Annotated in this window: 26 protein-coding genes; 2 read left to right on the top strand and 24 right to left on the bottom strand. The window is 49.7% G+C overall.

Features of this window, described 5'->3' with window-relative positions; genetic code table 11:
* Window positions 1–4: 4 nt before the first annotated feature.
* The 21 genes from NST99_RS22545 to NST99_RS22645 form a co-directional block, all read right to left on the bottom strand.
* Window positions 5–544 carry a hypothetical protein gene (locus tag NST99_RS22545; RefSeq protein ID WP_341094527.1) on the bottom strand — a complete coding sequence of 180 codons (540 nt, stop codon included), beginning with the start codon at window positions 542–544 and terminating at the stop codon, window positions 5–7.
* Window positions 545–651: 107 nt separating this feature from the next.
* Window positions 652–900 (bottom strand): trp RNA-binding attenuation protein MtrB, encoded by a 249-nt coding sequence (mtrB, locus tag NST99_RS22550; protein ID WP_038594522.1) that lies wholly within the window; start codon window positions 898–900, stop codon window positions 652–654.
* Window positions 901–1,170: 270 nt separating this feature from the next.
* On the bottom strand, window positions 1,171–1,443 hold the full coding sequence (locus NST99_RS22555; protein ID WP_019909963.1) for an HU family DNA-binding protein: 273 nt from the start codon (window positions 1,441–1,443) through the stop codon (window positions 1,171–1,173).
* A gap of 377 nt (window positions 1,444–1,820) precedes the next feature.
* Window positions 1,821–3,299, bottom strand: a complete 1,479-nt coding sequence (gene spoIVA, locus NST99_RS22560) for a stage IV sporulation protein A (RefSeq protein WP_038594524.1) — start codon at window positions 3,297–3,299, stop codon at window positions 1,821–1,823.
* A 444-nt stretch (window positions 3,300–3,743) separates the two neighbouring features.
* A complete protein-coding gene (locus tag NST99_RS22565) occupies window positions 3,744–4,523 on the bottom strand; it encodes a hypothetical protein (protein ID WP_341094530.1) in 780 nt (259 codons plus the stop codon).
* A gap of 23 nt (window positions 4,524–4,546) precedes the next feature.
* A complete protein-coding gene (locus tag NST99_RS22570) occupies window positions 4,547–4,915 on the bottom strand; it encodes a 2Fe-2S iron-sulfur cluster-binding protein (protein ID WP_341094531.1) in 369 nt (122 codons plus the stop codon).
* 27 nt (window positions 4,916–4,942) lie between these two features.
* Window positions 4,943–5,563 carry a hypothetical protein gene (locus NST99_RS22575; protein WP_341094533.1) on the bottom strand — a complete coding sequence of 207 codons (621 nt, stop codon included), beginning with the start codon at window positions 5,561–5,563 and terminating at the stop codon, window positions 4,943–4,945.
* Between the two features lie 76 nt (window positions 5,564–5,639).
* A complete protein-coding gene (locus tag NST99_RS22580) occupies window positions 5,640–5,819 on the bottom strand; it encodes a DUF2768 family protein (protein WP_341094534.1) in 180 nt (59 codons plus the stop codon).
* A 161-nt stretch (window positions 5,820–5,980) separates the two neighbouring features.
* Window positions 5,981–6,256, bottom strand: a complete 276-nt coding sequence (locus tag NST99_RS22585; RefSeq protein WP_038594530.1) for a stage VI sporulation protein F — start codon at window positions 6,254–6,256, stop codon at window positions 5,981–5,983.
* 66 nt (window positions 6,257–6,322) lie between these two features.
* Window positions 6,323–7,363, bottom strand: a complete 1,041-nt coding sequence (locus NST99_RS22590) for an NAD(P)H-dependent glycerol-3-phosphate dehydrogenase (RefSeq protein WP_341094536.1) — start codon at window positions 7,361–7,363, stop codon at window positions 6,323–6,325.
* A complete protein-coding gene (plsY, locus tag NST99_RS22595) occupies window positions 7,356–7,973 on the bottom strand; it encodes a glycerol-3-phosphate 1-O-acyltransferase PlsY (protein WP_341094539.1) in 618 nt (205 codons plus the stop codon). The genes NST99_RS22590 and plsY overlap by 8 nt, the downstream gene beginning before the upstream one ends.
* A gap of 12 nt (window positions 7,974–7,985) precedes the next feature.
* A complete protein-coding gene (gene der, locus NST99_RS22600) occupies window positions 7,986–9,311 on the bottom strand; it encodes a ribosome biogenesis GTPase Der (protein ID WP_341094541.1) in 1,326 nt (441 codons plus the stop codon).
* 171 nt (window positions 9,312–9,482) lie between these two features.
* Entirely contained in the window at window positions 9,483–10,796 is a 1,314-nt protein-coding gene (gene rpsA / locus NST99_RS22605) for a 30S ribosomal protein S1 (protein WP_341094542.1), read from the bottom strand.
* Between the two features lie 169 nt (window positions 10,797–10,965).
* A complete protein-coding gene (locus tag NST99_RS22610; protein WP_341094544.1) occupies window positions 10,966–11,553 on the bottom strand; it encodes a lysophospholipid acyltransferase family protein in 588 nt (195 codons plus the stop codon).
* Window positions 11,550–12,260: a (d)CMP kinase gene (cmk, locus tag NST99_RS22615; protein WP_341094547.1), complete on the bottom strand. Its 711-nt coding sequence runs from the start codon at window positions 12,258–12,260 to the stop codon at window positions 11,550–11,552. The genes NST99_RS22610 and cmk overlap by 4 nt, the downstream gene beginning before the upstream one ends.
* Before the next feature lie 212 nt (window positions 12,261–12,472).
* A complete protein-coding gene (locus NST99_RS22620; RefSeq protein WP_341094549.1) occupies window positions 12,473–13,126 on the bottom strand; it encodes a flagellar brake protein in 654 nt (217 codons plus the stop codon).
* Window positions 13,127–13,288: 162 nt separating this feature from the next.
* A complete protein-coding gene (gene ypeB / locus NST99_RS22625) occupies window positions 13,289–14,647 on the bottom strand; it encodes a germination protein YpeB (RefSeq protein ID WP_341094551.1) in 1,359 nt (452 codons plus the stop codon).
* Window positions 14,648–14,758: 111 nt separating this feature from the next.
* A complete protein-coding gene (locus tag NST99_RS22630) occupies window positions 14,759–14,905 on the bottom strand; it encodes a hypothetical protein (protein ID WP_341094552.1) in 147 nt (48 codons plus the stop codon).
* A 77-nt stretch (window positions 14,906–14,982) separates the two neighbouring features.
* Window positions 14,983–15,678: a glutamic-type intramembrane protease PrsW gene (gene prsW, locus NST99_RS22635; protein WP_038594548.1), complete on the bottom strand. Its 696-nt coding sequence runs from the start codon at window positions 15,676–15,678 to the stop codon at window positions 14,983–14,985.
* A 100-nt stretch (window positions 15,679–15,778) separates the two neighbouring features.
* Window positions 15,779–16,393: a genetic competence negative regulator gene (locus tag NST99_RS22640; protein WP_038594550.1), complete on the bottom strand. Its 615-nt coding sequence runs from the start codon at window positions 16,391–16,393 to the stop codon at window positions 15,779–15,781.
* A gap of 221 nt (window positions 16,394–16,614) precedes the next feature.
* Window positions 16,615–16,986 carry a hypothetical protein gene (locus tag NST99_RS22645; RefSeq protein WP_341094554.1) on the bottom strand — a complete coding sequence of 124 codons (372 nt, stop codon included), beginning with the start codon at window positions 16,984–16,986 and terminating at the stop codon, window positions 16,615–16,617.
* A gap of 85 nt (window positions 16,987–17,071) precedes the next feature.
* On the opposite strand from NST99_RS22645, the gene NST99_RS22650 reads away from it, so the two are divergent.
* Entirely contained in the window at window positions 17,072–17,983 is a 912-nt protein-coding gene (locus tag NST99_RS22650; RefSeq protein ID WP_341094556.1) for a polysaccharide deacetylase family protein, read from the top strand.
* A 121-nt stretch (window positions 17,984–18,104) separates the two neighbouring features.
* Here NST99_RS22650 and NST99_RS22655 read toward each other — a convergent pair whose 3' ends face one another.
* From NST99_RS22655 to NST99_RS22665, 3 genes are read right to left on the bottom strand one after another with little or no spacing between them, the layout of a single operon-like run.
* Window positions 18,105–18,959, bottom strand: a complete 855-nt coding sequence (locus NST99_RS22655) for a metallophosphoesterase (RefSeq protein ID WP_341094558.1) — start codon at window positions 18,957–18,959, stop codon at window positions 18,105–18,107.
* Window positions 18,953–19,327, bottom strand: a complete 375-nt coding sequence (locus tag NST99_RS22660; RefSeq protein ID WP_341094559.1) for a hypothetical protein — start codon at window positions 19,325–19,327, stop codon at window positions 18,953–18,955. The genes NST99_RS22655 and NST99_RS22660 overlap by 7 nt, the downstream gene beginning before the upstream one ends.
* The gene (locus NST99_RS22665; protein WP_341094561.1) at window positions 19,324–19,917 is read right to left on the bottom strand and encodes a CPBP family intramembrane glutamic endopeptidase; all 594 of its coding nucleotides are present in this window, start codon (window positions 19,915–19,917) and stop codon (window positions 19,324–19,326) included. Before NST99_RS22665 ends, NST99_RS22660 begins: the two co-directional genes overlap by 4 nt.
* A 65-nt stretch (window positions 19,918–19,982) precedes the next feature.
* On the opposite strand from NST99_RS22665, the gene NST99_RS22670 reads away from it, so the two are divergent.
* Window positions 19,983–20,891 carry a hypothetical protein gene (locus NST99_RS22670; protein ID WP_341094563.1) on the top strand — a complete coding sequence of 303 codons (909 nt, stop codon included), beginning with the start codon at window positions 19,983–19,985 and terminating at the stop codon, window positions 20,889–20,891.
* The last annotated feature ends 87 nt before the right edge of the window (window positions 20,892–20,978 follow it).

Raw genomic sequence — 20,978 nt, forward strand, 5'->3', positions numbered from 1 at the left:
CACATCAGGGATAAATGAACTGCCTTTTCCACAGCTCGCTTTCACGAATACGGAAGCCTTTCTTGAGCGCATCTGGCAGCGGATCATTCCCGGACGCCTCCAGCTTCTGCTGCAGCTGAAGCGACCACTCCATGCGTCTGATATCCCCGGCAAGCAATAGACGGCGGGTGTCCAGCCATTTGTCCTCGGCAACGATGCGCAGGAGCAGCTGATCGACATTCCCCGTGTCTTGGAAAGCAAAGGAGATCGCCTGAGCCATATTCTGATACAGTTCCCTAGGCTCGTGGTTATTGCCTGTTACCTTCAGATCCAGTGACAAGACGCTCTGATCAAAGTCTACGCTATCAATGGACAGGGTAAATGGGATCCCGTTCAGTATATCTACAAGATTATCATTATCGAGAATCGTATTTGCACCGCTGAAGGTTTCCACTACTCCCCGCTGATTCTGCAAGGAAGGTTCGAGCTCCGCCAGCAGCGGCAGAATTACGGCAGAAGCCGTGGTCACGAGCAATACAGTTCCGATTAGCCAGCCCCGGTTCATGACCTGCCCCCTTATCCATAATTTCCGCCTTGCCGTGCGTTTATACGATCCTGCGGACTTGCCTATACTTAGTTATATTTTGAAAAAAAGCAGGCTATGCCTGCTTTTCAGCTTTCGCTCTCCAGTTGTCCGTGTTTGCTCCATATTTCCGCCTTGCCGCGGATTTTCATAGCTGAGGTATGATCGGTGAATTGAGCGATCAGCACCTCGCCTTTGTCCAGCTTCTCTGTGTGGTGGAAGCGCGTATCCAGTCCTCTGGTAAGCCCGATTACCTGAACGCCGTTCTCTTTGGCCTTCACCACGATGTACTCGCTGCCTGACGGTGCAGGGCTAACGCCATTATTCTTCTCGGTCATCTTTGATCCTCCTAAAAGTTTTGTGAGCATCTACTTCCTTGAAATTTCTTCGTACAAAACTGGCTTCGGAAGCATTCACTTAAGTTTTGTGAGCATCTACTTCCTTGAAATTTCTTCGTACAAAACTAGCTTCGGAAGCATTCACTTAAGTTTTGTGTGAGTATACGCTTTCTCTAAGCAATTGCGGATAAAGATTGCAAAAACAAATGCCGCCTTGGAGGGCGGCATAGTTGTTACTCGGAAGACTATAGGATCGATATGTAGAAATCTCTATTTGATTCCGTCTTTAAGCGCTTTACCGGGTTTGAATGCCGGTACTTTGCTTGAAGGAATTTCGATTTCTTCACCAGTTTGCGGGTTGCGGCCTTTACGTGCGGAACGTTCGCGCACTTCAAAGTTTCCGAATCCAACCAGTTGTACTTTATCGCCGCTTTGCAGAGCACCTGTGATCGCTTCGAAAACGGCATCTACCGCTTTAGTAGCATCTTTCTTGGGAAGTTCAGTTGCTTCTGTTACTACGTTGATCAAATCTGATTTATTCATGTTTTCTCACCTCCCTGGGTAAATTTCCGGTATCATACACTGTTTCCGTTTCAACGCAAAATATACGTGATAATCCCGTTTATTGCTAGATACTGGCGCCCTTCTTCCTAGAAGCGCAACAAACTTATAGTAATACAGCCCACCCATAATTTCAAGGCGTTCCTCAAAAAAGGAGCAGAAAGTATCTACTAAACCCTCAATAAGGCCGAAAATGAGAGACTATTAATGGAAGAAATTCCTATTAACCATAAAGTAGAGAAGCATTTCCGTGTGAAAAGAGCGCGGAGGGGAAGCCATCGGATGTCATATGCCCCCACTCCGGACATAACAAAAAGAGAGCCGGAAATCCCTGCTCTCTTTTTGTTATGAGATATGCCTTACAAAATGATGGCGATCAGGCCGCCAGAACCCTCGTTGATGATCCGTCCAAGTGTTTCCTGCAGCTTGTAGCGGGCATTATCCGGCATCATGGCAATTTTGCCCTGAATACCCTCACGCACAATCGAATGCAGCGAGCGGCCAAAAATATCCGACTCCCAAATCTTGATCGGGTCATTCTCAAAGTCCTGCATCAAATAGCGCACCAGCTCTTCGCTCTGTTTCTCTGTGCCGATGATCGGCGAGAACTCCGATTCCACATCCACGCGGATCATATGAATCGAAGGTGCTGTCGCCTTCAGGCGAACCCCGAAACGCGAGCCCTGGCGGATCAGCTCCGGCTCATCGAGAGCCATTTCCGCGAGTGAAGGAGCGGCTATCCCGTAGCCGGTTGTTTTGACCATTTCCAGCGCTTCGGAGAAGCGGTCATACTCGCGTTTGGCATGGGAGAAGTCCTGCATCAGCTGCAGCAGATGATCTTTTCCGCGGATTTCAACCCCTACCACTTCCATCAGAACCTGATCATACAGTTCTTCCGGCGCATACAGGTCAATCTCGGCTACACCTTGGCCCATGTTCATTCCGCTAAGCCCTGCTTTATCGATGAAATCATATTCCGTAAACTGGGAGACCAGCCGGTCAACATCACGCAGGCGGCGGATGTCTTTCACAGTATCGCGGACGGAATTCTCATAGCTGCTGCGCAGCCAGTGATTTTCGCCCAGCACCATCACCCAGCTAGGCAGGTTCACATTGACCTCATGGACCGGGAATTCGTACAGCACTTCGCGCAGCACACCGGTCACATCGTCTTCCGTCATATTCGCGGCACTAAGCGTCATAACGGGAATATCATATTTAAGGGCCAGCTCACTGCGCAGCTGCTGTGCCTCTTCACTGCGCGGCCGGGTGGAGTTGATCACAAGCACAAACGGCTTGCCTACTTCCTTCAGCTCCGCAATGACCCGCTCTTCGGAATCAATATAAGAGTTCCGCGGGATTTCAGCAATCGTGCCGTCTGTAGTCACAACTACACCCAGCGTGGAATGCTCCTGAATCACCTTACGCGTGCCAATTTCCGCCGCTTCCTGGAAAGGAATCGGTTCCTCAAACCAAGGAGTGGAGATCATGCGAGGGCCGTTCTCATCCTCATACCCTTTTGCACCCTCCACAGCATATCCTACACAGTCGACCAGCCGGACATTCACTTCCAGCCCTTCCGCAACCTTGATCTGCACCGCGTTGTTCGGTACAAATTTCGGCTCAGTTGTCATAATAGTTTTACCCGCTGCACTTTGCGGAAGTTCATCCACTGCCCTTACCCGGTCTGCCTCGCTGGTGATGTTCGGCAAGACAATCGTCTCCATGAACCGTTTGATGAACGTCGATTTCCCCGTGCGAACCGCGCCGACGACGCCAAGATAAATGTCTCCGCCGGTACGCTCGGCAATGTCCTTGAAAATATCCACTTTTTCCAAAAGAGATCCCCTCCTCATATTACTCCGAAGAAAAAATGCCTGAAGAGCATCGACTTCGCGTTCCGCCGGCAATCTGACCCTTGCAGGACATCCACCGGACTTTCGTATGTCCGCCCGAAGCCTAGCTGCTGCTTAAGGGCGGAACACTTTTGCCCCGCGCTAAACTCCGAATGCTCGGACATGCATTTGGACTAGTATCATCATATGTATCCGGAACGGATTTATGACCCGCAGCTGCGCAATTTGTATAGTAATTTGCGAAATGAGGTTCTGCACCCCCGCAGGCGTCATGACGCCCGGAAGTCTTCTCATCAATCATATGAGCGCGGAGTAGCAAGTAGAACTACCTCTCTCCTTGCATGTGGCCGCTTCCTCAGAAGCACTGGATAATACAAAAAAACAGTCCCAGAATAACTTCTGGAACTGCTGCCGGCTGGAAACGGTCTATGGACTGTCCGGAGGCTGAGGAACTGGCTGACCATTAATCCACAAATACGGCAACGACTTCACCGGTACATAATAAGAAGCCTGCTCCAGCTCAATCCGCAGATCCTGATTGGCCGCAGGTGTTGCGCCTTCCTTGTCGATGGCAGACATAATATCAAAGCTGTAGTCGACATACACTTCACCGTTCTTGTCCATGATAAACTCCAGCGGCTGTCCGGAATAGACGCTCTTCAGCGTTATAGCAGCCGTTCCCGCCATTTTGGAATCAATGGTGAAGAAGCCCGGATACCGTTCCTCCCCTGCCGGGAGTGCGCCTCCATGCGCTGATTTGTAGCGGTTAACCTGGCGGGAGACATCATTTACCTTCTGCACGGTAACGAGATCCATCAGCTTCACGGTAGGATCACTTTCTTCGTCCAAGATAAGAAAATAGGCCCTGCCGCCCTTCTCAAAGGCCGCAGCCGGAATTTCATCCAAATAGCCTTTTTGGCGCAGCTTCTCCAAATCAATTACGAATTTCTCATAGCGTGGAGTAGATTCCTCGCTATTCAGAATCGGCAGCAGACCTTCCTCCTGCTGATAATCATCCACTGCCGCCTGAACCCGCTTGACACTCTCGCGGAAATTGCCGGCAGGCTGGTTCTGTTCTCCGCGGTACATACAGCCCGTGAGAACTAAGAGCAGTAAGCTTATCCCCAGCAGCAAGCCCATTCTGATTCCGGATGTCTTCTGTCCATCTGTGAAAAGCACTCCGTCCGCCCCTTTCTGCTCCAGCATTCTCCAAAAGTTACTTCACAAGCTTACCACAGCCCGTCCTCTTCCCCACGACGCGCTGCTTCCAGCCTGCGCCGTACTGCGGCTTTGAGCGGGTCCTCGGGGACAATGACGCTCAAATCGTTCCAGACGGCTGCCTGGCACGCCAGACGGACGCCTGAATCCAGCAAGCCGCCAAGCTTCCGCTGCTCGGCATCCCCCGGCGGCCGAAGGGCAGCCGCCTCTTCCTGTGGGACCGTCACCTTGCACATCAGGCAACCGGCTTTGCCGCCGCAGCGGGTAGGCAGGACCACTCCCGCCTTGCGCGCAGCTTCCAGCAGGGTTACCCCGTGCTGCACTACTGTTTTTCGTCCTTCAGGCTGGAAGGTGACAGTCCATCCTTTTTGCGGCTTCATGACATAGCTTCCTTCCTTTGCTTCTTGTTAAATCTGTATCGATGTCGACACTCCGAGCAGTTTCTCCAATTGCAGTCCAAAGGCTTCATCCAGTCCATTCTCCAGAACTAGCTGCTGCAGCAGTGGTAAATGAACAGCCAGATTGACCTTCATAAAATTGGCAATAGCACTGCACCGCTCCACCCTGCACCGCAGCAGGTTGAACACCAGCTCGTGAGCCGCAGGCATGAGGCGCATGAAGCCGATACCGTTAAAATCCTCGATGAGTGCATGCGGCAGAAGCTGCTGAACATCCACGGCATACCGGCGCGTGCCCGAGCTGATCTGAAAACCACATACCAGTTCTACCCTCGCATCTCCGATACGGTAACGGCTGCGCAGCGAATAGCAGCCTCCACTATAATCTTCTTCCGGACCTCCGTCCACCGAATAACAGCTCAGAGCCGAATGAAGTACTTCAGCATCCTCCAGATCGGCGTAGAGGTCGATGTCGCGCGGAGGTGCACTCAGCTGCACTCCGTGCAGCAGAAGCCCGCAGCTTCCTCCCAGTAGCCATACAGGCGGCTTCTCCAGCCAGCTCAGGTCTAACACCTCGGATATAGAGGCTAGCGCTGCTTCCAATATGTAGGGAATTCCCGAATCTGCCATCTACTCACTTCCTATTCCTGCAAAAAAAGTCCAGTGATTCTTCCAAGAACCTTCTGCCTGAATTCAATGTAAATGCTTACATAATTGAAGCGGCTCCACCCAACAGCCCGATCAGCATAATGACAAAGGCAATTAATGATAATATAGCTCTCAGCAGGCCTTTTGTCTTGCTGCGCGCAAAGGTTATCAGAAATACGGACAATCCCATTACCAGAATCGCTATTAGCGACAACCACATTTTCGTCATCGGATCCATGGACAAACCGCCTCCATCCGGCAATATTTGATTGCGACTATTATATCATGAAGACTACGGCATGAAACCTACTAAGTCTAAGGGTTCAAAAAAAAGAGCAAAAGATCACAGAATCAGGACTGATTCCGGATCATCTGCTCTTTGCTCCGCGAAGAGTAATGCTATTTTTTCAGCATCATTTTCATTAAAGACTCCATGGTGCCCGAATTCGCGCCGCCTTTTTTGACAGCGTTGATGATATCCTGCACCGTAGCCTCGCTGACCGGTACCTTCGCCATTGATGACACCTGCTTAATTAACTGGCGGAGCTGGGCTTCATTCTGCATTGTTCCCGGTTTGACCGTACTGGCCAGCTTTTGGACGGCACCTGGTGTGATGTTTTTGCCCGCTTTTTTATTGATGGCGTTCAATGCATCCTTGGAAAAATCTTTGCTCACTTTTCATCCCTCCTCCGTCAATCCCCATTACAACATATGAGGATCCCCGTCAAAAGGTGAACGTGATCAGGAATGCCACTGCTCCCAAGTTTCCTGCGAGATCGTTTCCATCTCCGTCTTGCGGTCGCGTCCCATCAGGGCCTCGACGGCGCTGCGCGGCGTTTTGCCTTTGAACAGCACATGATAGATCTGATCAGTGATCGGCATCTGCACGCCCAGCTTAAGCGAAATAGCGTATGCGGCTTCCGTGGTGCGTATCCCTTCAACTACCATGCCCATGGACTCCAGCACTTCAGAGAGCGGTTTCCCTTGGCCAAGCAACGAACCGGCCCGCCAGTTGCGGCTATGCTGGCTAGTTGCTGTTACCACAAGGTCACCGAGTCCAGCCAAACCCGCAAAGGTTAGCGGATTAGCACCCAGCTCGACACCGACGCGGGAAATCTCGGCAAGACCGCGGGTGAGCAATGCCGCCTTGGCATTATCGCCAAAGCCCAGACCGTCAGACAGACCTGCCCCAAGCGCTATGATATTCTTCAGTGCTCCGGCCAGTTCAACGCCTACCTGATCTCGATTGGTGTACACACGGAAATCATTGTTGATAAATAAACTTTGTGCTTCTGTAGCGCATCTGTCGTCCGGTGAAGCTACCACAACCGTTGTAGGACACAGGCGCACCACCTCTTCGGCGTGGCTAGGTCCGGATAGAACAACCACCTGGCCTTCAGCACAGCCCAGCTCCTCGGAAATGACGGTGGACATCCGTTTCATGGATTCCGTCTCGAAGCCCTTTGTAGCATGTACACAGAGCATATCTTCTTTCCAGAAAGGTTTGAGGCTGCGGGCGACCTGGCGCATTCCAGAGGACGGGGCAACAATAACCACCGCCTTGGAACCGGTGACCGCTGTCTCCATATCCGTAGTTGCGATGATATTAGCGGGCAAAGAAATCCCGGGCAAGAAGTGCTCATTCGTGTGAGCCTCATTAATCTCGGCAGCCTGTTCGGACCTGCGTGTCCATAGATAAACCTCCGAGTGGTTAGCCGCCAGCACAGTAGCCAGCGCAGTTCCCCAACTGCCCGCGACCAGCACGGTTACTTTATCAGACAACGCGATTCCCCTCCTTGACTTTAGCGCCGATTTTATTCTCTCTTCCCTGGGAGATCTTCACAATATTGCTGCGGTGCCGCCAGAAAGCGAAAACTGCAATGATAATGCTTCCCCACAATTCAGGTGTTGTAAATTCGGTAAACAGCAGGAATACCGGGGTAAGCGCAACAAAAATCAGGGAGCCCAGCGACACAAAGCGGGTAATAACGATGGCCAGGATGGCAATGATCCCTGCGATCAGCGCAGGCCAAAAACAAAGCGTAGCCATTACGCCAATTGTAGTTGCAATGCCCTTCCCGCCGCGAAAGTGAAAGTAGAGCGGCCAATTATGCCCGATGATGGCTGCGACCCCGCAAGCCACCGCGATCCAGGTTCCCCAGCCGCCAGCCCAGGTTCCGAGCCAAACTGCGGCAATTCCCTTCAGTACGTCCAGAACCAGCACCAGTATTGCCGGTCCTTTCCCCATCACACGCAGCGTATTGGTCGCTCCGGCATTGCCGCTTCCGTATTGACGGATATCAATACCTTTGAGCAGCCGGGCGAGCAATACACTGAAGCTGACAGAGCCAAGCAAATAGCTTACAACGATCACCAGAAGTTCAAACGCCACTACTCTTCTCCCCTAACCTTCGTTTTCGGATTTGCGCCGTGTAAACAGACGGATTGGTGTTCCTTCAAAATTGAACGCCGCGCGGATTTTGTTCTCCAGGTATCGTTCATAGGAGAAGTGCATCAGCGACGGGTCATTGACAAATACCACAATCGTCGGCGGCTTGACAGCAACCTGAGTGACATAATTGATGCGCAGGCGCCGTCCTTTATCCGTTGGCGGAGGATTAATGGCCACAGCATCGGATACCACATCGTTGACCAAATGCGTCGTAATCCGCAGAGCATGCTGCTGGGCGACATGCTGCACCACCGGCAGCAGTTTCTGCAGACGCTGTTTCGTTAATGCGGACAAGAACACTACAGGTGCGTAGCTCATGAACAGGAAGTGATCACGGATTTTGGTCTCAAAGTTCTGCATCGTCTTGTCATCCTTCTCGACAGCATCCCATTTGTTGACCACAAAGATCGAAGCTTTCCCGGCATCATGAGCATAACCGGCAATATGCTTATCCTGATCGATAATGCCTTCTTCGCCGTTGATTACCACCAGAACAACATCAGCCCGCTCAATGGCCCGCATTGCGCGCATCACGCTGTATTTTTCCGTGGTTTCATATACTTTGCCGCGTTTGCGCATACCCGCAGTATCGATCAGAACATAGCGCTGCCCGTCCCGTTCAAAAGGAGTATCAATGGCATCGCGTGTAGTCCCTGCGACATCGCTGACAATTACGCGTTCTTCACCCAAAATGGCGTTGACCAAAGAAGATTTACCTACATTCGGCCGGCCGATCAGGGCCACACGAATCACATCTTCGTCGTATTCCTCTTCAGTTGGCTCTGGAAGCTTCTCGGTTACCGCATCCAGCAAATCGCCGATTCCGGTACCATGGCTGCCGGAGATGCCGATAGGATCGCCGATTCCCAGGGTGTAAAATTCATAAATATCATCTGTGCGCTTCATATTGTCCACTTTATTGATTGCAAGCACGACCGGTTTGCCGGAACGGAAAAGAATTTGTGCCACTTCTTCATCCGCATTGGTCAGTCCGCTTTTCGCCTCGCACATAAAGACGATGACATCCGCTTCCTCAATCGCCAGCTCCGCCTGAACACGAATTGATTTCAGAATCGCGTCTTCACCGTCAATTTCAATCCCACCGGTATCAATTACACTGAAGGCTTTGCCGTTCCAATCTGAAACGCCATAAATCCGGTCGCGTGTAATCCCCGGTTTATCTTCTACAATGGCCAGTCTATCGCCAATCAGCCTGTTAAATATCGTCGACTTTCCGACGTTAGGCCTTCCTACGATGGCCACAACGGGTCTTGCCATATTCATTCCTCCTGTCATCCTTACGTAACTCATCATAGCAAAAAACAATTAAATTGGCTAACCAGCTTGTACCTTGTACCTTTTGGACTTACATGCCTGTAAAAACACAATCGGCGAACCCTCTTATCGAGGGCTCGCCGATTACTTTACCCGGTATGACAATCTAAAGGATTAGTTGTTACCCTTGAATTTGTCCAGCTTGTCGCCGAAGCGTTCAGCAAGCGTGAAGCTGAGTCCTTCGTTGCTGAGCGATACGTTAGGATTGTTCAGCACTTCTTTAGGAGCTCTGTCTCTGCTGTTGCTGCGTTCCGGTCTTGCTGTAGGAGCCGGAGCTTCTTCGGTTTCTTTGATGCTCAGGCTGACGCGTTTCTCGGATGGATTGAAGTCAAGCACTTTCACTTGTACTTCTTGTCCTTCTTTGAGCACTTCATGCGGAGTACCGATGTGCTTGTGGGAGATTTGCGAGATATGCACAAGGCCTTCCACGCCTGGAAGCAGTTCAACAAACGCGCCGAAGTTTACAAGGCGTTTTACTTCGCCTGTAACTACATCGCCAATGTTGATTTTACCAGCTGCAGAATCCCAAGGACCTGGAGCAGCAGCTTTGATGCTGAGGCTGATTTTGCCCTTTTCAGGATCAACCTTAAGCACTTTTACACGAACCTTGTCGCCTTCGGAAACAACATCGGAAGGTTTTTCGACATGGTTCCAAGCGATTTCGGATACGTGAACCAATCCGTCAACGCCGCCCACATCAACAAATGCGCCGAATTGTGTCAGACGTTGCACAGTACCTTCGATGATTTGTCCTTCGGACAGCTCAGCCATAATCTTCAATTTGTTGGCTTCGAATTCTTCTTCCAGCACTTCTTTGGCGGAAAGAATAACCTTGCTGTTCTCACGGTCCAGTTCTTTCACTTTCACGCGTAGAGTGCGGCCTTTGTAGTCGCTGAAATCTTCTACAAAGTGACGTTCAACCATGGAAGCCGGAATAAATCCGCGCGCGCCGACATCAGCTACGAGGCCGCCTTTGACAACGTCAGCCACAGTAACATCGAACGCTTCCTGGGAAGCAAAATATTTCTCCAGATCTTCCCATGATTTCTCGCTGTCAATTGCACGTTTGGAGAGAACCAGGCTTTCCTTGTTGTCATTGATGCTGACAACTTTGCATTCAACTTCTTGTCCAACTTCTACTGCTGCTGCAGCATTGTCCAGTTGGACGGAAGACAATTCGCGAATAGGAATAACGCCGTCGTATTTATATCCAATGCTTACATAAGCTTGGTTATCTTCGATTTTGACGATTGTTCCTTTCACGGTATCGCCTTTTTTCAACGAAATGATTTCCAAACCTTCTTGGCTTGTCACTTCTTCTTCGTTACCTGCAGCGGGTACAGCGGATTCCACTGTTTCTGTTGCTTCTACGGCTTCGTTGTTCTCAACATTAGCCGCAGCTTCCTGATTTCTAGTTTCTTCAGACATGTGATTACCCTCCTCGATTCAAAACCCCATTTATTTAAACCCGCGTAGAGCAGAGTTCAAAACAAGCATTACCTAAATATCACTTACATTTTTAAGTTAGTATGTTCCAAAAAATAGCGGTTATGCCGTTATTCCTCAGTATCCGTAAAAAAGCGACATGATTCAACGTTTATCTTGCACTGGGCCTGCCGGTCTTGGCCATCTCATGGATACGCCCCATAATTACATCAGTGACTTCTTCAAGAGACTCGCTTCCCTTTCCATCGAACGAACTAAGGTCAATGGGAGCTCCATAAATGACAGTCATTCGGCGAAAGGGCTTGTAGGATCCGACGATAGCGGCTGGAACAACTGCTGCACCGCTGCGAAGCGCAAAACTCGCTGCGCCCTTCTTAGCCACACCGGAATCAGAGTTTCGCGTCCCTTCCGGAAAGATACCCATAACATGTCCGCCGCGAAGCGTATTAAGGGCCGTTTTGATGGATTCTTTGCTTACGCCGCCGCGTTTCACCGGAAAAGCGCCCAACTTATTAATGAGCCAGCCTAGCACAGGAACCTTGAACAGCTCTGCTTTGGCCATATACTTTACCTGGCGGTCCAGCTTAATGCCGATCGTCATTGGATCTAGCAGGCTGATGTGGTTGGCGCAGAGCAGCACCCCGCCCTCCTTTGGCACATTCTCTTTCCCGACAATCTTCAGCGGGAACAGGATGGCATAAATCAAGCGAAGCAACCCACAGCAAATGGCATAAATCATGAATGATTTCTCTCCCCGTCAACATGAGATCTGCAGTGGGAGACAATGGCTTCCACGGCTTGCCTGATATCCATAAAGGTCGTGTCAAGAAGAATGGCATCTTCTGCACGGCGCAGCGGTGAAATCTCCCGTCCTTCATCAAGACGGTCACGGGCTGCAATATCGCGTTCAAGCTGCTGGAGAGTTATTGTTTCCGTGTCCTTCAGCTCTTTGTAACGGCGGAGAGCCCGTTCCTCCACACTTGCCGTCATGAAAATCTTCACTTCGGCATCCGGCAGCACGGTCGTACCGATATCGCGGCCATCCATTACGACCCCCTTGCGAAGCGCCATCTGACGCTGCAAATGACTGAGTCTGGATCTAACACCCTCGATCTTCGAATACTGCGACACCTGGCCGCTAACCTGAAGACTGCGGATATGCGGGGTTACGTCCTCCCCATTGATCAGCACCTTCTGGATGTCCTGCTCCGGGATAAGCTCAATCACCATATCGCGGACCCTTTGATCCACTGATTCATGATCTTCCGGCTGAATGCCTCTGCGGAGCATATCCCAGGTAATGGCCCGGTACATTGCACCCGTATCAACATAAATGTAAGACAACTTCTGGGCTACCAATCGGGCTACAGTGCTCTTGCCTGCCCCGGCAGGTCCGTCGATGGCGACGTTGATTCTGTCGTAAGTATGTGTCCCCTGCCTAACCAACGGGGCATTCCTCCTCAAACACGCTTTCATTAAGAAATACGTCCACCGACGTATCTCTAGGGACTTGATGATCTTATCAAGAAAAAAGCAGGCATTGCCTGCGACTTATAAAATTATACCACAGTTTATACCTCAGTGCAAAATGGCATAGCATTAATTCAGCATAAAAAAGGCTATTTTGATGCCTTTTCCGGGCGTTTAGACGGCTATCATTAACGGTCGCGGAAATCAAACTGGCGTTCGAAGCAGTAACGGATTATTTTTTGACGCTCGGAATCCGTGATGGCGGCAAACTTTAACATGACTAGATTACGCCCGCTTTCCAGCTGCTTTATCCGCACAATCTCACCTTCAAAGTTCACATGCTCGGTGCTGCCATTTCGGTAAGGGACCAGCAGCCAACAGAACAGTTTGTCCCCCACCTCCACCTTTACTTTGGGATCACTGAGAAAAGAAGCTCCGCCTCCTCCGATATCATCGGTCCGCACCAGAAAACGGCTGCCCAGCGAATCCTTCACTGCCAGTTCAAGCTCGGCATTTACACGGAAGAAGCTGCGGCGCTGTATTTTGAAGATGGCATCCGTTTCCGGTTTGCGCACCCGGACCATCCGGATAACATCCTCTTTAAAGCCGAGTACATGCGTGTTGAAATAATTTTTGATTCCGCCTTCGGTAAGAAAATATACAGAGAGCTCGTCCCCTATAAACAGCTTTTTCAGCCGCCCGTTGCTGGCCTGCATTGGAATTTCAATCAGCAGGGCCTCATCTTCCATATCTGCAATTCTGGATCTATATTCTAGTTCTGCTTCAGCCGCATCGCTGGAAGCAATCTGTATGTATAGATATTCGTTAATTTTGGGATACAATCATGTCACCGCCACAGAGTTAGTAATTAATTCTTCATGATTATAGCATGGCCGTTTGTCCTCCGGTTAGAAATATTATTGCACAACAGAAAGAAAAAAAAGAGGCGGCATCCCCCAAAGGAACCGCCTCTCCCTCCACTATCCTGTGCAGTCAGGCTTCATTTATTTATCCTGAGCTCCCGAAGAGGTGCGAATCTCTTCGACCGCTTCTTCATTTCCATCCGCCGCATTGAGGTATATCCGATACTGTGAACCGTTGATTTTGCCGCCAAATTCATAGGTCAGCAGTTCGACGGCATCCTCATTCTCGATCCAGGCCATCCGGTTGTACAGCTCCTTGAATTCCGGATTCAGCTTCTCTCTGGCCTTGGCGAGGGACAGCTCAGGTTTTGGAATTTCACGTTTCTCCTGATGCTCACGGACATAATCGCTGGCTTGAAAACCAACGGTTTCTCCGGTATCCAGCCCGACGCGCAGCGTCATTTTCTCTGGATAGATCAATACACCGTCTTTGCTGCTTACAAAAGTTAAATTCCCCAAATTATCATATCTGTCAGCGCTGACTGCCGTCATGCCGGCATAGCCCTTCTGCTTCAGAAACTCCCCGGCCTTGGCAACAGCCTGCTTCATGGAAACCTTGGCTGGTCCAACCTCGCGATTGTCATTGTACGAAATCAGCATTCCGCCCTCCACCGTGAAATCCATACTGATGGGAGCTTTGTGATTCGGAGATGTCAAGGTAGCTGTATAGGAAGCCCATTCGGTTCCTTTACCATTTTCCCTAACATCCACCTTGGTATTAGCACCACTATCGGCAAACTTTACAGCCTTGGCTTTGATATCCTCTGCTGTGACAGGTTTACCCCCGAGCTTCTTGACAGAACGCTTGTCATAAATACTGGCAACAGAGGGGCCCCAGTCCAGCTCAGGGTAGGCCGCCACACGCTTGTCTACCGTTTTGAAGCCATCAATAATTGTATTGTCTTCCGCCTTTTCTTCTGTAGCAAGAGCTGACTCGACATCCATCCAACGCAGTTTATTGCTGATGACCTTGTTCTGTACCTCCTGCAGATCCTTGGAGATTTCACCCGAATTCTTATAGAGCGCCTTTAAATTCCCCATCTCAGCCTCAGTCAGCGGCTTCTTGGTGAAATCGCGGACAGCCGCTTTGTAAGAGAAATTAGAGATCTTGGAGAGGAACTCCTCCGTTTGGCTAAACGGCAGCAGCGTAAGCGGCAGCTGGTTGATCTCATTCTGCGCCTCGCTGGTAAGCCGCCATACATTGACAAGTCCTTTGCGGTGCACACCGTTAGAGGCTGAATTGACGGCAAGTGTATTTCCCAGCTCTCCATGAAGCCGCTCCACATGATAGGAGAGATCATGAAAAGCCCGTTGATACTGGTTCTCCGCTTTAATCAGAATCGAATTTTTCTCCTGGTTCTCCTGATACCCCCACACCAGTGCGCCAATCAGCAAAAGCGCGGTAAGCGGGAACATTATGGCACTTAATCTTTTGTACATAGGGCTGCAAGACTCCTTTCGGTAGCTTATTGCCGTTAGTTTGACAATAACTGAGAAGTCTTATGCACCGGGCAGGCTGATAATATCAAGAGAATACTTCCAAGCAGCATTTTAGCCACATTCCTCGATCTGAAATCCGCTGCTGCTGTTGCACAGACATTGCTTGAAGCCGGTCTGGATGATTCCCTCTTCCTTGTTTCCTCTTAATATGTAGCTCTCGCCGCACTGCTTACAGACAATCCGAACTTTTACGCGCAAAAAAAAGACACCTCGCTCCTCTCTGGAATTCCTTGCATACGGGAACTACCCTTCAAGTTTAAGTGTGTCCATCTCTATTACAGGTTAACCTCTTCCTCCCGCTTCAGAAAACGAAACGGCGAACGGTTGTTGGCCCGCGCCACCTTGCCCATTCCTCCATACCACAGTACGGCCATCAAAGGTACGATATACCAAATCCAGTAATTGGGCGACGTGCTCAGGATAAAATCATAGATTCCATGCCACAGCCAAGGCAGCAGCAGAGAGACCAGCAATATTCCTCTGCCTTTGCCCGGTTTCGAGAACTTGGCCCTGCCCATGTGGTAGCCCATAATGACCCCGAACATTGCATGTCCCGACACCGGAAGCAGCGCACGCATAATCATTGAACCTATTGAAGCTTGACTGTACCAGGCGTACATTACATTTTCTATTGTTGCAAAACCGAGCGAAATCGCCACGGCGTATAGTATTCCATCATATGGCTCGTCAAATTCGGTATGGTTGTAAATCATATGGTACAGCACAAACCACTTCAACCCTTCCTCCACCCCGGAGGAAATCAGAAAAGAATCGACATAAGGTCCACTGTCCAGCCCAAGCGTAAGACCTCTCTGAATGATCATTACCGGAAAAACAATCAGCAGTCCAAGCAAAAACACCTTGACCACCATATGCAGCGGTTCCTGATCGTACTTGTCTTTCAGATAGAAAAAAGTCAGCAGGGCAAGTCCCGGTGCCACTGCCGACGAAATCACCGATAACCAAAGCACCGAATAACCTCCCCTGAAACTATACCCATTTCTCCTGCATTATCTTCCAATGGTCGAAGGAAGGCAGAAAGCATCCGCTGTCCTGCCGTTCCTCAATTTGTTATTCCTGGCGCTTAAAGTGAGTGCACAACAATTGGATCGCATTTTCGGCCATAACCGTCTTTCCGTATTCATCCAGTACGGCCTCGGTAACCGGCGAAGAATCGCCAAACTCTGCCAATACGGCAACAAGTCCAGACAATGCCGGCTCCTCAAATTCCTTCGGATCGAAGTAAAGATACCATTTATTGTTATAAGAATACAGTTTCCCCTGGGAAGTAATATTGCCGATGAGTACATGTGCCGCTTCAACCAGAACCTCAAAATCGCGGAATGCATACACAATGGAGTCGCTTTGTTCAAGAGTAACTTCCATTTCATAGATCTCTTCAGGCAATTCTTCTTCACCGGGCGCACCGTACTGATGGTGATCATATTTCCCCCGGGTCACAATAACGACCATACCTTGCGCGGGCATTGCGAACACTTCTACGGCAAGCGGACCGGTAGCGTCAAAACCAAGTTCACTATACGCTTGATCCATCATTTCCGTAAAAAGGTCATGCACCTTGGGAACTTCCTGCCACATATCTTCCTTCTGGATGCCCCGCTCGCTCAGGTCGTCAAAAGTGAGGAAAATCCGTATCTTATCTTGACTTAATCGCTCTATTCTCATGACAGGATCCTCCTTTTGCAAGCTCATTTGATATTAATGTATGATGAGTCCCGAGTAATGAGCCAAAAATGGTTACTATGTATGTATGTTATCATTTTGCTGCCATAAATGCACGTAAATAAATATATTTAATCACCCAATTGTTGCGGTTTATTGATAAAAAAAGAATCATTTTGCGGATGGAATCCTCCCCAAAATGATTCTAACGCTTTGCTTTGCGGTTACAAACCCGGTATCGCTGTATGTGTTTCTTTGAGAATCTGCTCTACTTCATGCTTAACATCAGGGTTGCTGCGGATGAAATCCTTCAGCATATTGAGGTTGGCTTCCTTGGATTTAACCGTGGACTCCCCCTTGTGATCGGCACTGCTCTTCGGCTCATGCGAGCCTTTGTCCTGGGAGCTGGCGCCGGCTGCGGTGTTTCCGAATCCGGTCATGGCCATGCCCAGAATTTTGTCCTTCGCTTTTTCACCGGCTCCTTGCATCGAACCGCTTGATCCGAGCGAGGACATCATGGCGCTGCGTTTTTTGGACATAATCATACTGGCGGCTGCACCCATCACCACTCCGCATAAAAATGACGAAGTATTCATATCTCTAACCTCCTTGTATGGTAAAATCATGCTTAGTGTTCGCGAAAAGATTCCGACTCATACAGCAAAGTTACAAGAAAGCGAGATGAAAAAAGTGGTTAAAGCGACATCAGCACTGCTGCTGGCCGCCATTTTGCTGGCATCCTGCAGCAACGGCGACAACAACGGCAAGACAGTGAACAACAATGCTCAGCCGACAGCGGCGGCAACTGAAACAGCATCGCCATCAGCTACGGCACAAGCCTCTCAGGGGAATGATGCTGCGGAGGCAAGCGCCTCACCTCAGGCGACACCAGCCGGCTCTTCAAACACTGGATGGACTGCGAGCGGAGAGACAAATCCTGCTGAAATCCCGCTTCTGTACCATATGAACAAAAATTACGACATTGTTCCGAATGAAGAAGGCACCAACAAGAAAGTCATCCTGCTGACCTTCGATGATGGCCCGAAGGAAGCGGAAATGATCAATCCGCTGATGGATACCTTGGATAAACACAAGGCTAAAGCGGTCTTCTTCGTGAACGGCTACCGCGTCAAAGAACATCCCGAGCTGCTTGAGCTTATCCATAGCCGGGGCGGAATTATAGGCAATCACAGCTGGGATCATATCAAGCTGAAGGACGAACCCTATACAGAGGTGAAGAAACAGATCGAGGATGTGCAGAAGATAGTCAAAGAAGTTGTAGGCGAAACCCCGCATTTCTTCCGTCCCCCGCATGGAGCAGGCGGCGATGTCGGCAAGAAGGTGGCGGAAGAGAACGGACTTCTCTATATGACCTGGTCCGTAGGATCACTTGACTGGGAAATGAAAGAAAAGGATGCCAATAAAACGGAGAAGCTGATTACGAATGTAACCGACCAGCTTCATTCCGGAAGCAACATCCTGATGCATGAGCTTCCCTGGACCGTGGAAGCATTGGATACGCTGCTTACGAAGCTGGAAGCCAAGGGTTACAGCTTCGTAGATCCGCGCAGCATTGAGCTGAAGATGCGCTGAGCATTGCTGCAGCTCAGTTCTAATAGAACACAATAAACAAGAGGTATCCAGCGCATGTTGCGGAGGATACCTCTTGTTTATCTGTATACATAACCCGATCCAGCGCCGCTAATCCGCTCTCTTAGCCAAATTGCTCAAGCGGTTCCTGCACTTTGCGCAGGGTCAGTACATGCATTTCTGCCGGACTGCTCCAGCGCAGCGGGAGATGAGCGGTGCCGAAGCCGCGGCTGATTAGCATTTGGACGATTGCTCCCGAGCTGTCCTGCCGCTCAAGCCGGTACATTCCGGCATTATATTGTTGATAGAACAAATCTGTATGCCTCTGCCTGATCAATGGCAGAACCACCTGTCCACCATGCGTATGACCGGCCAGAATGAGATCTGCGGGCAAGCTGGGCTGCTGGGACACCCAAAGCGGATCATGAACTAGAATAATCCGGCAGCATGAAGAGAGTGATTCAGGGACCGGAGCCAGAGGGGCATACGCTTTTTTGCCGCCTTTCTTCGGGAAATCCACACCGGTCAGCAGCAGACATTCATTTCCCCGTTCAAGGGTTATATTCTCATCAATCAGCAGGCTGGCCCCGCTGCCGCGGATAATATTGTCTACCAGCGAAATATTTGCCCGGTAATCATGGTTACCGTGAACGGCATACACAGGTGCAAGTGAAGCCACAAGCGCCATATTATCAACGAGACGGTTTATGGGACTCCCCTTCTCCGTCAGGTCACCTCCCAGAAAAACAGCATCCACTTTTCCATGTAAGGGGTCGAGCAGCTTTTTGGGTAACCGGCGGCGATGAATATCTGTGATAAACAGAATCCGGTAACCGTCAAATGCCGCTGGAAGTGAACCGAGAGATATTTCCTCGGCAATAATGTTCTTTTTAAATGCCGAAACTACCATAATTGCAGCTACTACGCCCAGCAACAGGAGCAGGGCCGCCATAATAATTATTACCCAGCCGGTTACCATAGAGTCCTCAATTCAGGAGCTCCTTCAAATCCCCACCAAAAGAGCGAAGCGAGCAGCATGACAAACATTACAATCAACGAGTTGACGAAGATTTTACTCAGGCGGATACGTTCCGAAGGGTAAGACTGCGCACGGGAAGGCGTATCCTCCCCCTCCTGGTCTGCTCTATCATGCTTCACAGAGGTTCTAGCTGCGGTGCTGGAATGCCGGGCCTTCCTTGACAGCGTACCAGGCACAAGAGCAGGCGCTTCCGACTCATGGGGGGGAGATACCGCAGCTTGCTTTCTATTTTTACCTTTGACCGGAGCCTGGCCTTCGCCTTTATATTTTTTCTGGCGGGATTTCACCCGGCTTAAGTCGTCACTCATGATACCCTCCTGTAGCGAATCACCAGACCTGAGAACAGGTCGATGAAGAAATGACATAAAATCGGTGCCCAAATCGTTCCGGAATGGATGTATATATAACCAAGGCCGTAGCTGCTGAGGAATACCCACCCGGTCGGAATCCAGTGCCGCAGATAACGCACATGAATAACTGCAAAAAGAATGCTCGTCCAGTAGGGACCCAGTCCATGCTGAATGGCACCGCGGAACAGAAGTTCCTCGCAAACTGAAACAACCGCTGCAATAACAACAATATGCCACAAAGGGCGGTTGCCGAACAACAACTGGTTAATTCCTCCGTCATCCATGCTTTCTTCTGGTACAATATAAGTCAGAATAAAATCCACAATCAGCATAATTCCTGCCAAACCAAGGCCCCAGTACACAAAATTTACACCGTTAGGAAAATTTAATATGTCAAACGGATTTCTTTTCTGCAATAATATCCATATCAAACCGATAAATAAGGTAAGGCCCTGTGTAATGTAGAGATTGATCAGCAGCAGCTTGTCGGTTAACGCTTGAGGATCGGCTTTTTTAATCTTTATGTCACCTAATTTGAATTTTTTCATTGTAACCTGCCTGTTCTATATTGTTTTTACATAAGATAATTTCCATAGAAGAAGGAGCACTAATTATGAACAGTCGTACCTCCCGCACTCAAATGTTATACACGCTAGGTTTTGTATTTTTCCTGATATGCGCTTTCGCCGCTTTCTTTACGGGAGTGAAAGTAGGTGCAGACAAGACAGAAGCTAAATATTCCCACCTGATTGAAGCTGACGGCGCATCGGAGGAATTCTCCGGATCTTACCAGCAGCAGGATCTTGTTACCTTCTATCATAACGTATTTTTGCCGTATCGTGAATTCAAGCGGAATTGGAACAACGAGGTAGACAGTTTATCACGCAGCACGGATGCCCGTGAGAACGCGGCTACACTGAAAAATCTCAGTATTCTGGCGGACAAGCAATATGAGAAGGTTAACCAGGATTCCATCTTCAATGGTTCGCCACTCCTGTATCAATCCCAGCTTAACATACTTAAGAGCCTGACGCTCTTCTCCCAGGCCTCCAACAAGGTGTCTGCTGGATCATCAGGTACAGAAACAGCCAAAGCGCTGAAGAACGATAACTTCACGGCAAATGCCATGCAATTCGGGCTGCTTGCCCAGAAGGATTTCTATGATTCCATGCTGAAGTGGGGTTCCAAAACCAACAGCAAAATCCCGGCGGTACCCAGTGAACTGAAGACGCTGTCCTTCATCCAATGGAAGAAGATGCCGCTCCTGCTTAAAAATGCTTCTATCGCCGAAATGATGCTGAACCGGGGAATTTACGCCGGCTATGATCCACAGGATATTACGGCCAAAATAGACGACATGATCTACTCCGGCATGGCCAGCTCCCTGAAGCTACAGGATGTCCAATCCTCAGTTACACTGCTTATTTCTACCGGAGCCATACAGGAGCAGGACTTCATGAAGTGGCGGGAACAATATTATGGCAAAGAAACGATGCCGCAGCTTCCGTTTTTCTATGAATAAGTCTAGTATATTGCATCATAACGAAAAATGAAGCCTACTTCAAGGCAGGCAGGTTGTAATAAGCCTATTGACACTTTTGGTGCCACC

The sequence above is a fragment of the Paenibacillus sp. FSL L8-0470 genome (assembly GCF_038008625.1).
In the GTDB taxonomy this organism is placed as follows: Bacteria; Bacillota; Bacilli; order Paenibacillales; family Paenibacillaceae; genus Paenibacillus_AQ.

Coding starts and splice junctions, on each gene's coding strand:
- NST99_RS22545 (WP_341094527.1), bottom strand. CDS start 544: ATGAACCGGGGCTGGCTAATCGGAACTGTATTGCTCGTGACCACGGCT.
- NST99_RS22610 (WP_341094544.1), bottom strand. CDS start 11,553: ATGATTTATGCCATTTGCTGTGGGTTGCTTCGCTTGATTTATGCCATC.
- NST99_RS22565 (WP_341094530.1), bottom strand. CDS start 4,523: ATGCTGGAGCAGAAAGGGGCGGACGGAGTGCTTTTCACAGATGGACAG.
- NST99_RS22660 (WP_341094559.1), bottom strand. CDS start 19,327: ATGAGTGACGACTTAAGCCGGGTGAAATCCCGCCAGAAAAAATATAAA.
- NST99_RS22650 (WP_341094556.1), top strand. CDS start 17,072: ATGAAAAAAGTGGTTAAAGCGACATCAGCACTGCTGCTGGCCGCCATT.
- rpsA (WP_341094542.1), bottom strand. CDS start 10,796: ATGTCTGAAGAAACTAGAAATCAGGAAGCTGCGGCTAATGTTGAGAAC.
- der (WP_341094541.1), bottom strand. CDS start 9,311: ATGGCAAGACCCGTTGTGGCCATCGTAGGAAGGCCTAACGTCGGAAAG.
- NST99_RS22575 (WP_341094533.1), bottom strand. CDS start 5,563: ATGGCAGATTCGGGAATTCCCTACATATTGGAAGCAGCGCTAGCCTCT.
- NST99_RS22570 (WP_341094531.1), bottom strand. CDS start 4,915: ATGAAGCCGCAAAAAGGATGGACTGTCACCTTCCAGCCTGAAGGACGA.
- ypeB (WP_341094551.1), bottom strand. CDS start 14,647: ATGTACAAAAGATTAAGTGCCATAATGTTCCCGCTTACCGCGCTTTTG.
- NST99_RS22670 (WP_341094563.1), top strand. CDS start 19,983: ATGAACAGTCGTACCTCCCGCACTCAAATGTTATACACGCTAGGTTTT.
- NST99_RS22645 (WP_341094554.1), bottom strand. CDS start 16,986: ATGAATACTTCGTCATTTTTATGCGGAGTGGTGATGGGTGCAGCCGCC.
- mtrB (WP_038594522.1), bottom strand. CDS start 900: ATGACCGAGAAGAATAATGGCGTTAGCCCTGCACCGTCAGGCAGCGAG.
- NST99_RS22555 (WP_019909963.1), bottom strand. CDS start 1,443: ATGAATAAATCAGATTTGATCAACGTAGTAACAGAAGCAACTGAACTT.
- NST99_RS22665 (WP_341094561.1), bottom strand. CDS start 19,917: ATGAAAAAATTCAAATTAGGTGACATAAAGATTAAAAAAGCCGATCCT.
- NST99_RS22655 (WP_341094558.1), bottom strand. CDS start 18,959: ATGGTAACCGGCTGGGTAATAATTATTATGGCGGCCCTGCTCCTGTTG.
- NST99_RS22580 (WP_341094534.1), bottom strand. CDS start 5,819: ATGGATCCGATGACGAAAATGTGGTTGTCGCTAATAGCGATTCTGGTA.
- NST99_RS22640 (WP_038594550.1), bottom strand. CDS start 16,393: ATGAGAATAGAGCGATTAAGTCAAGATAAGATACGGATTTTCCTCACT.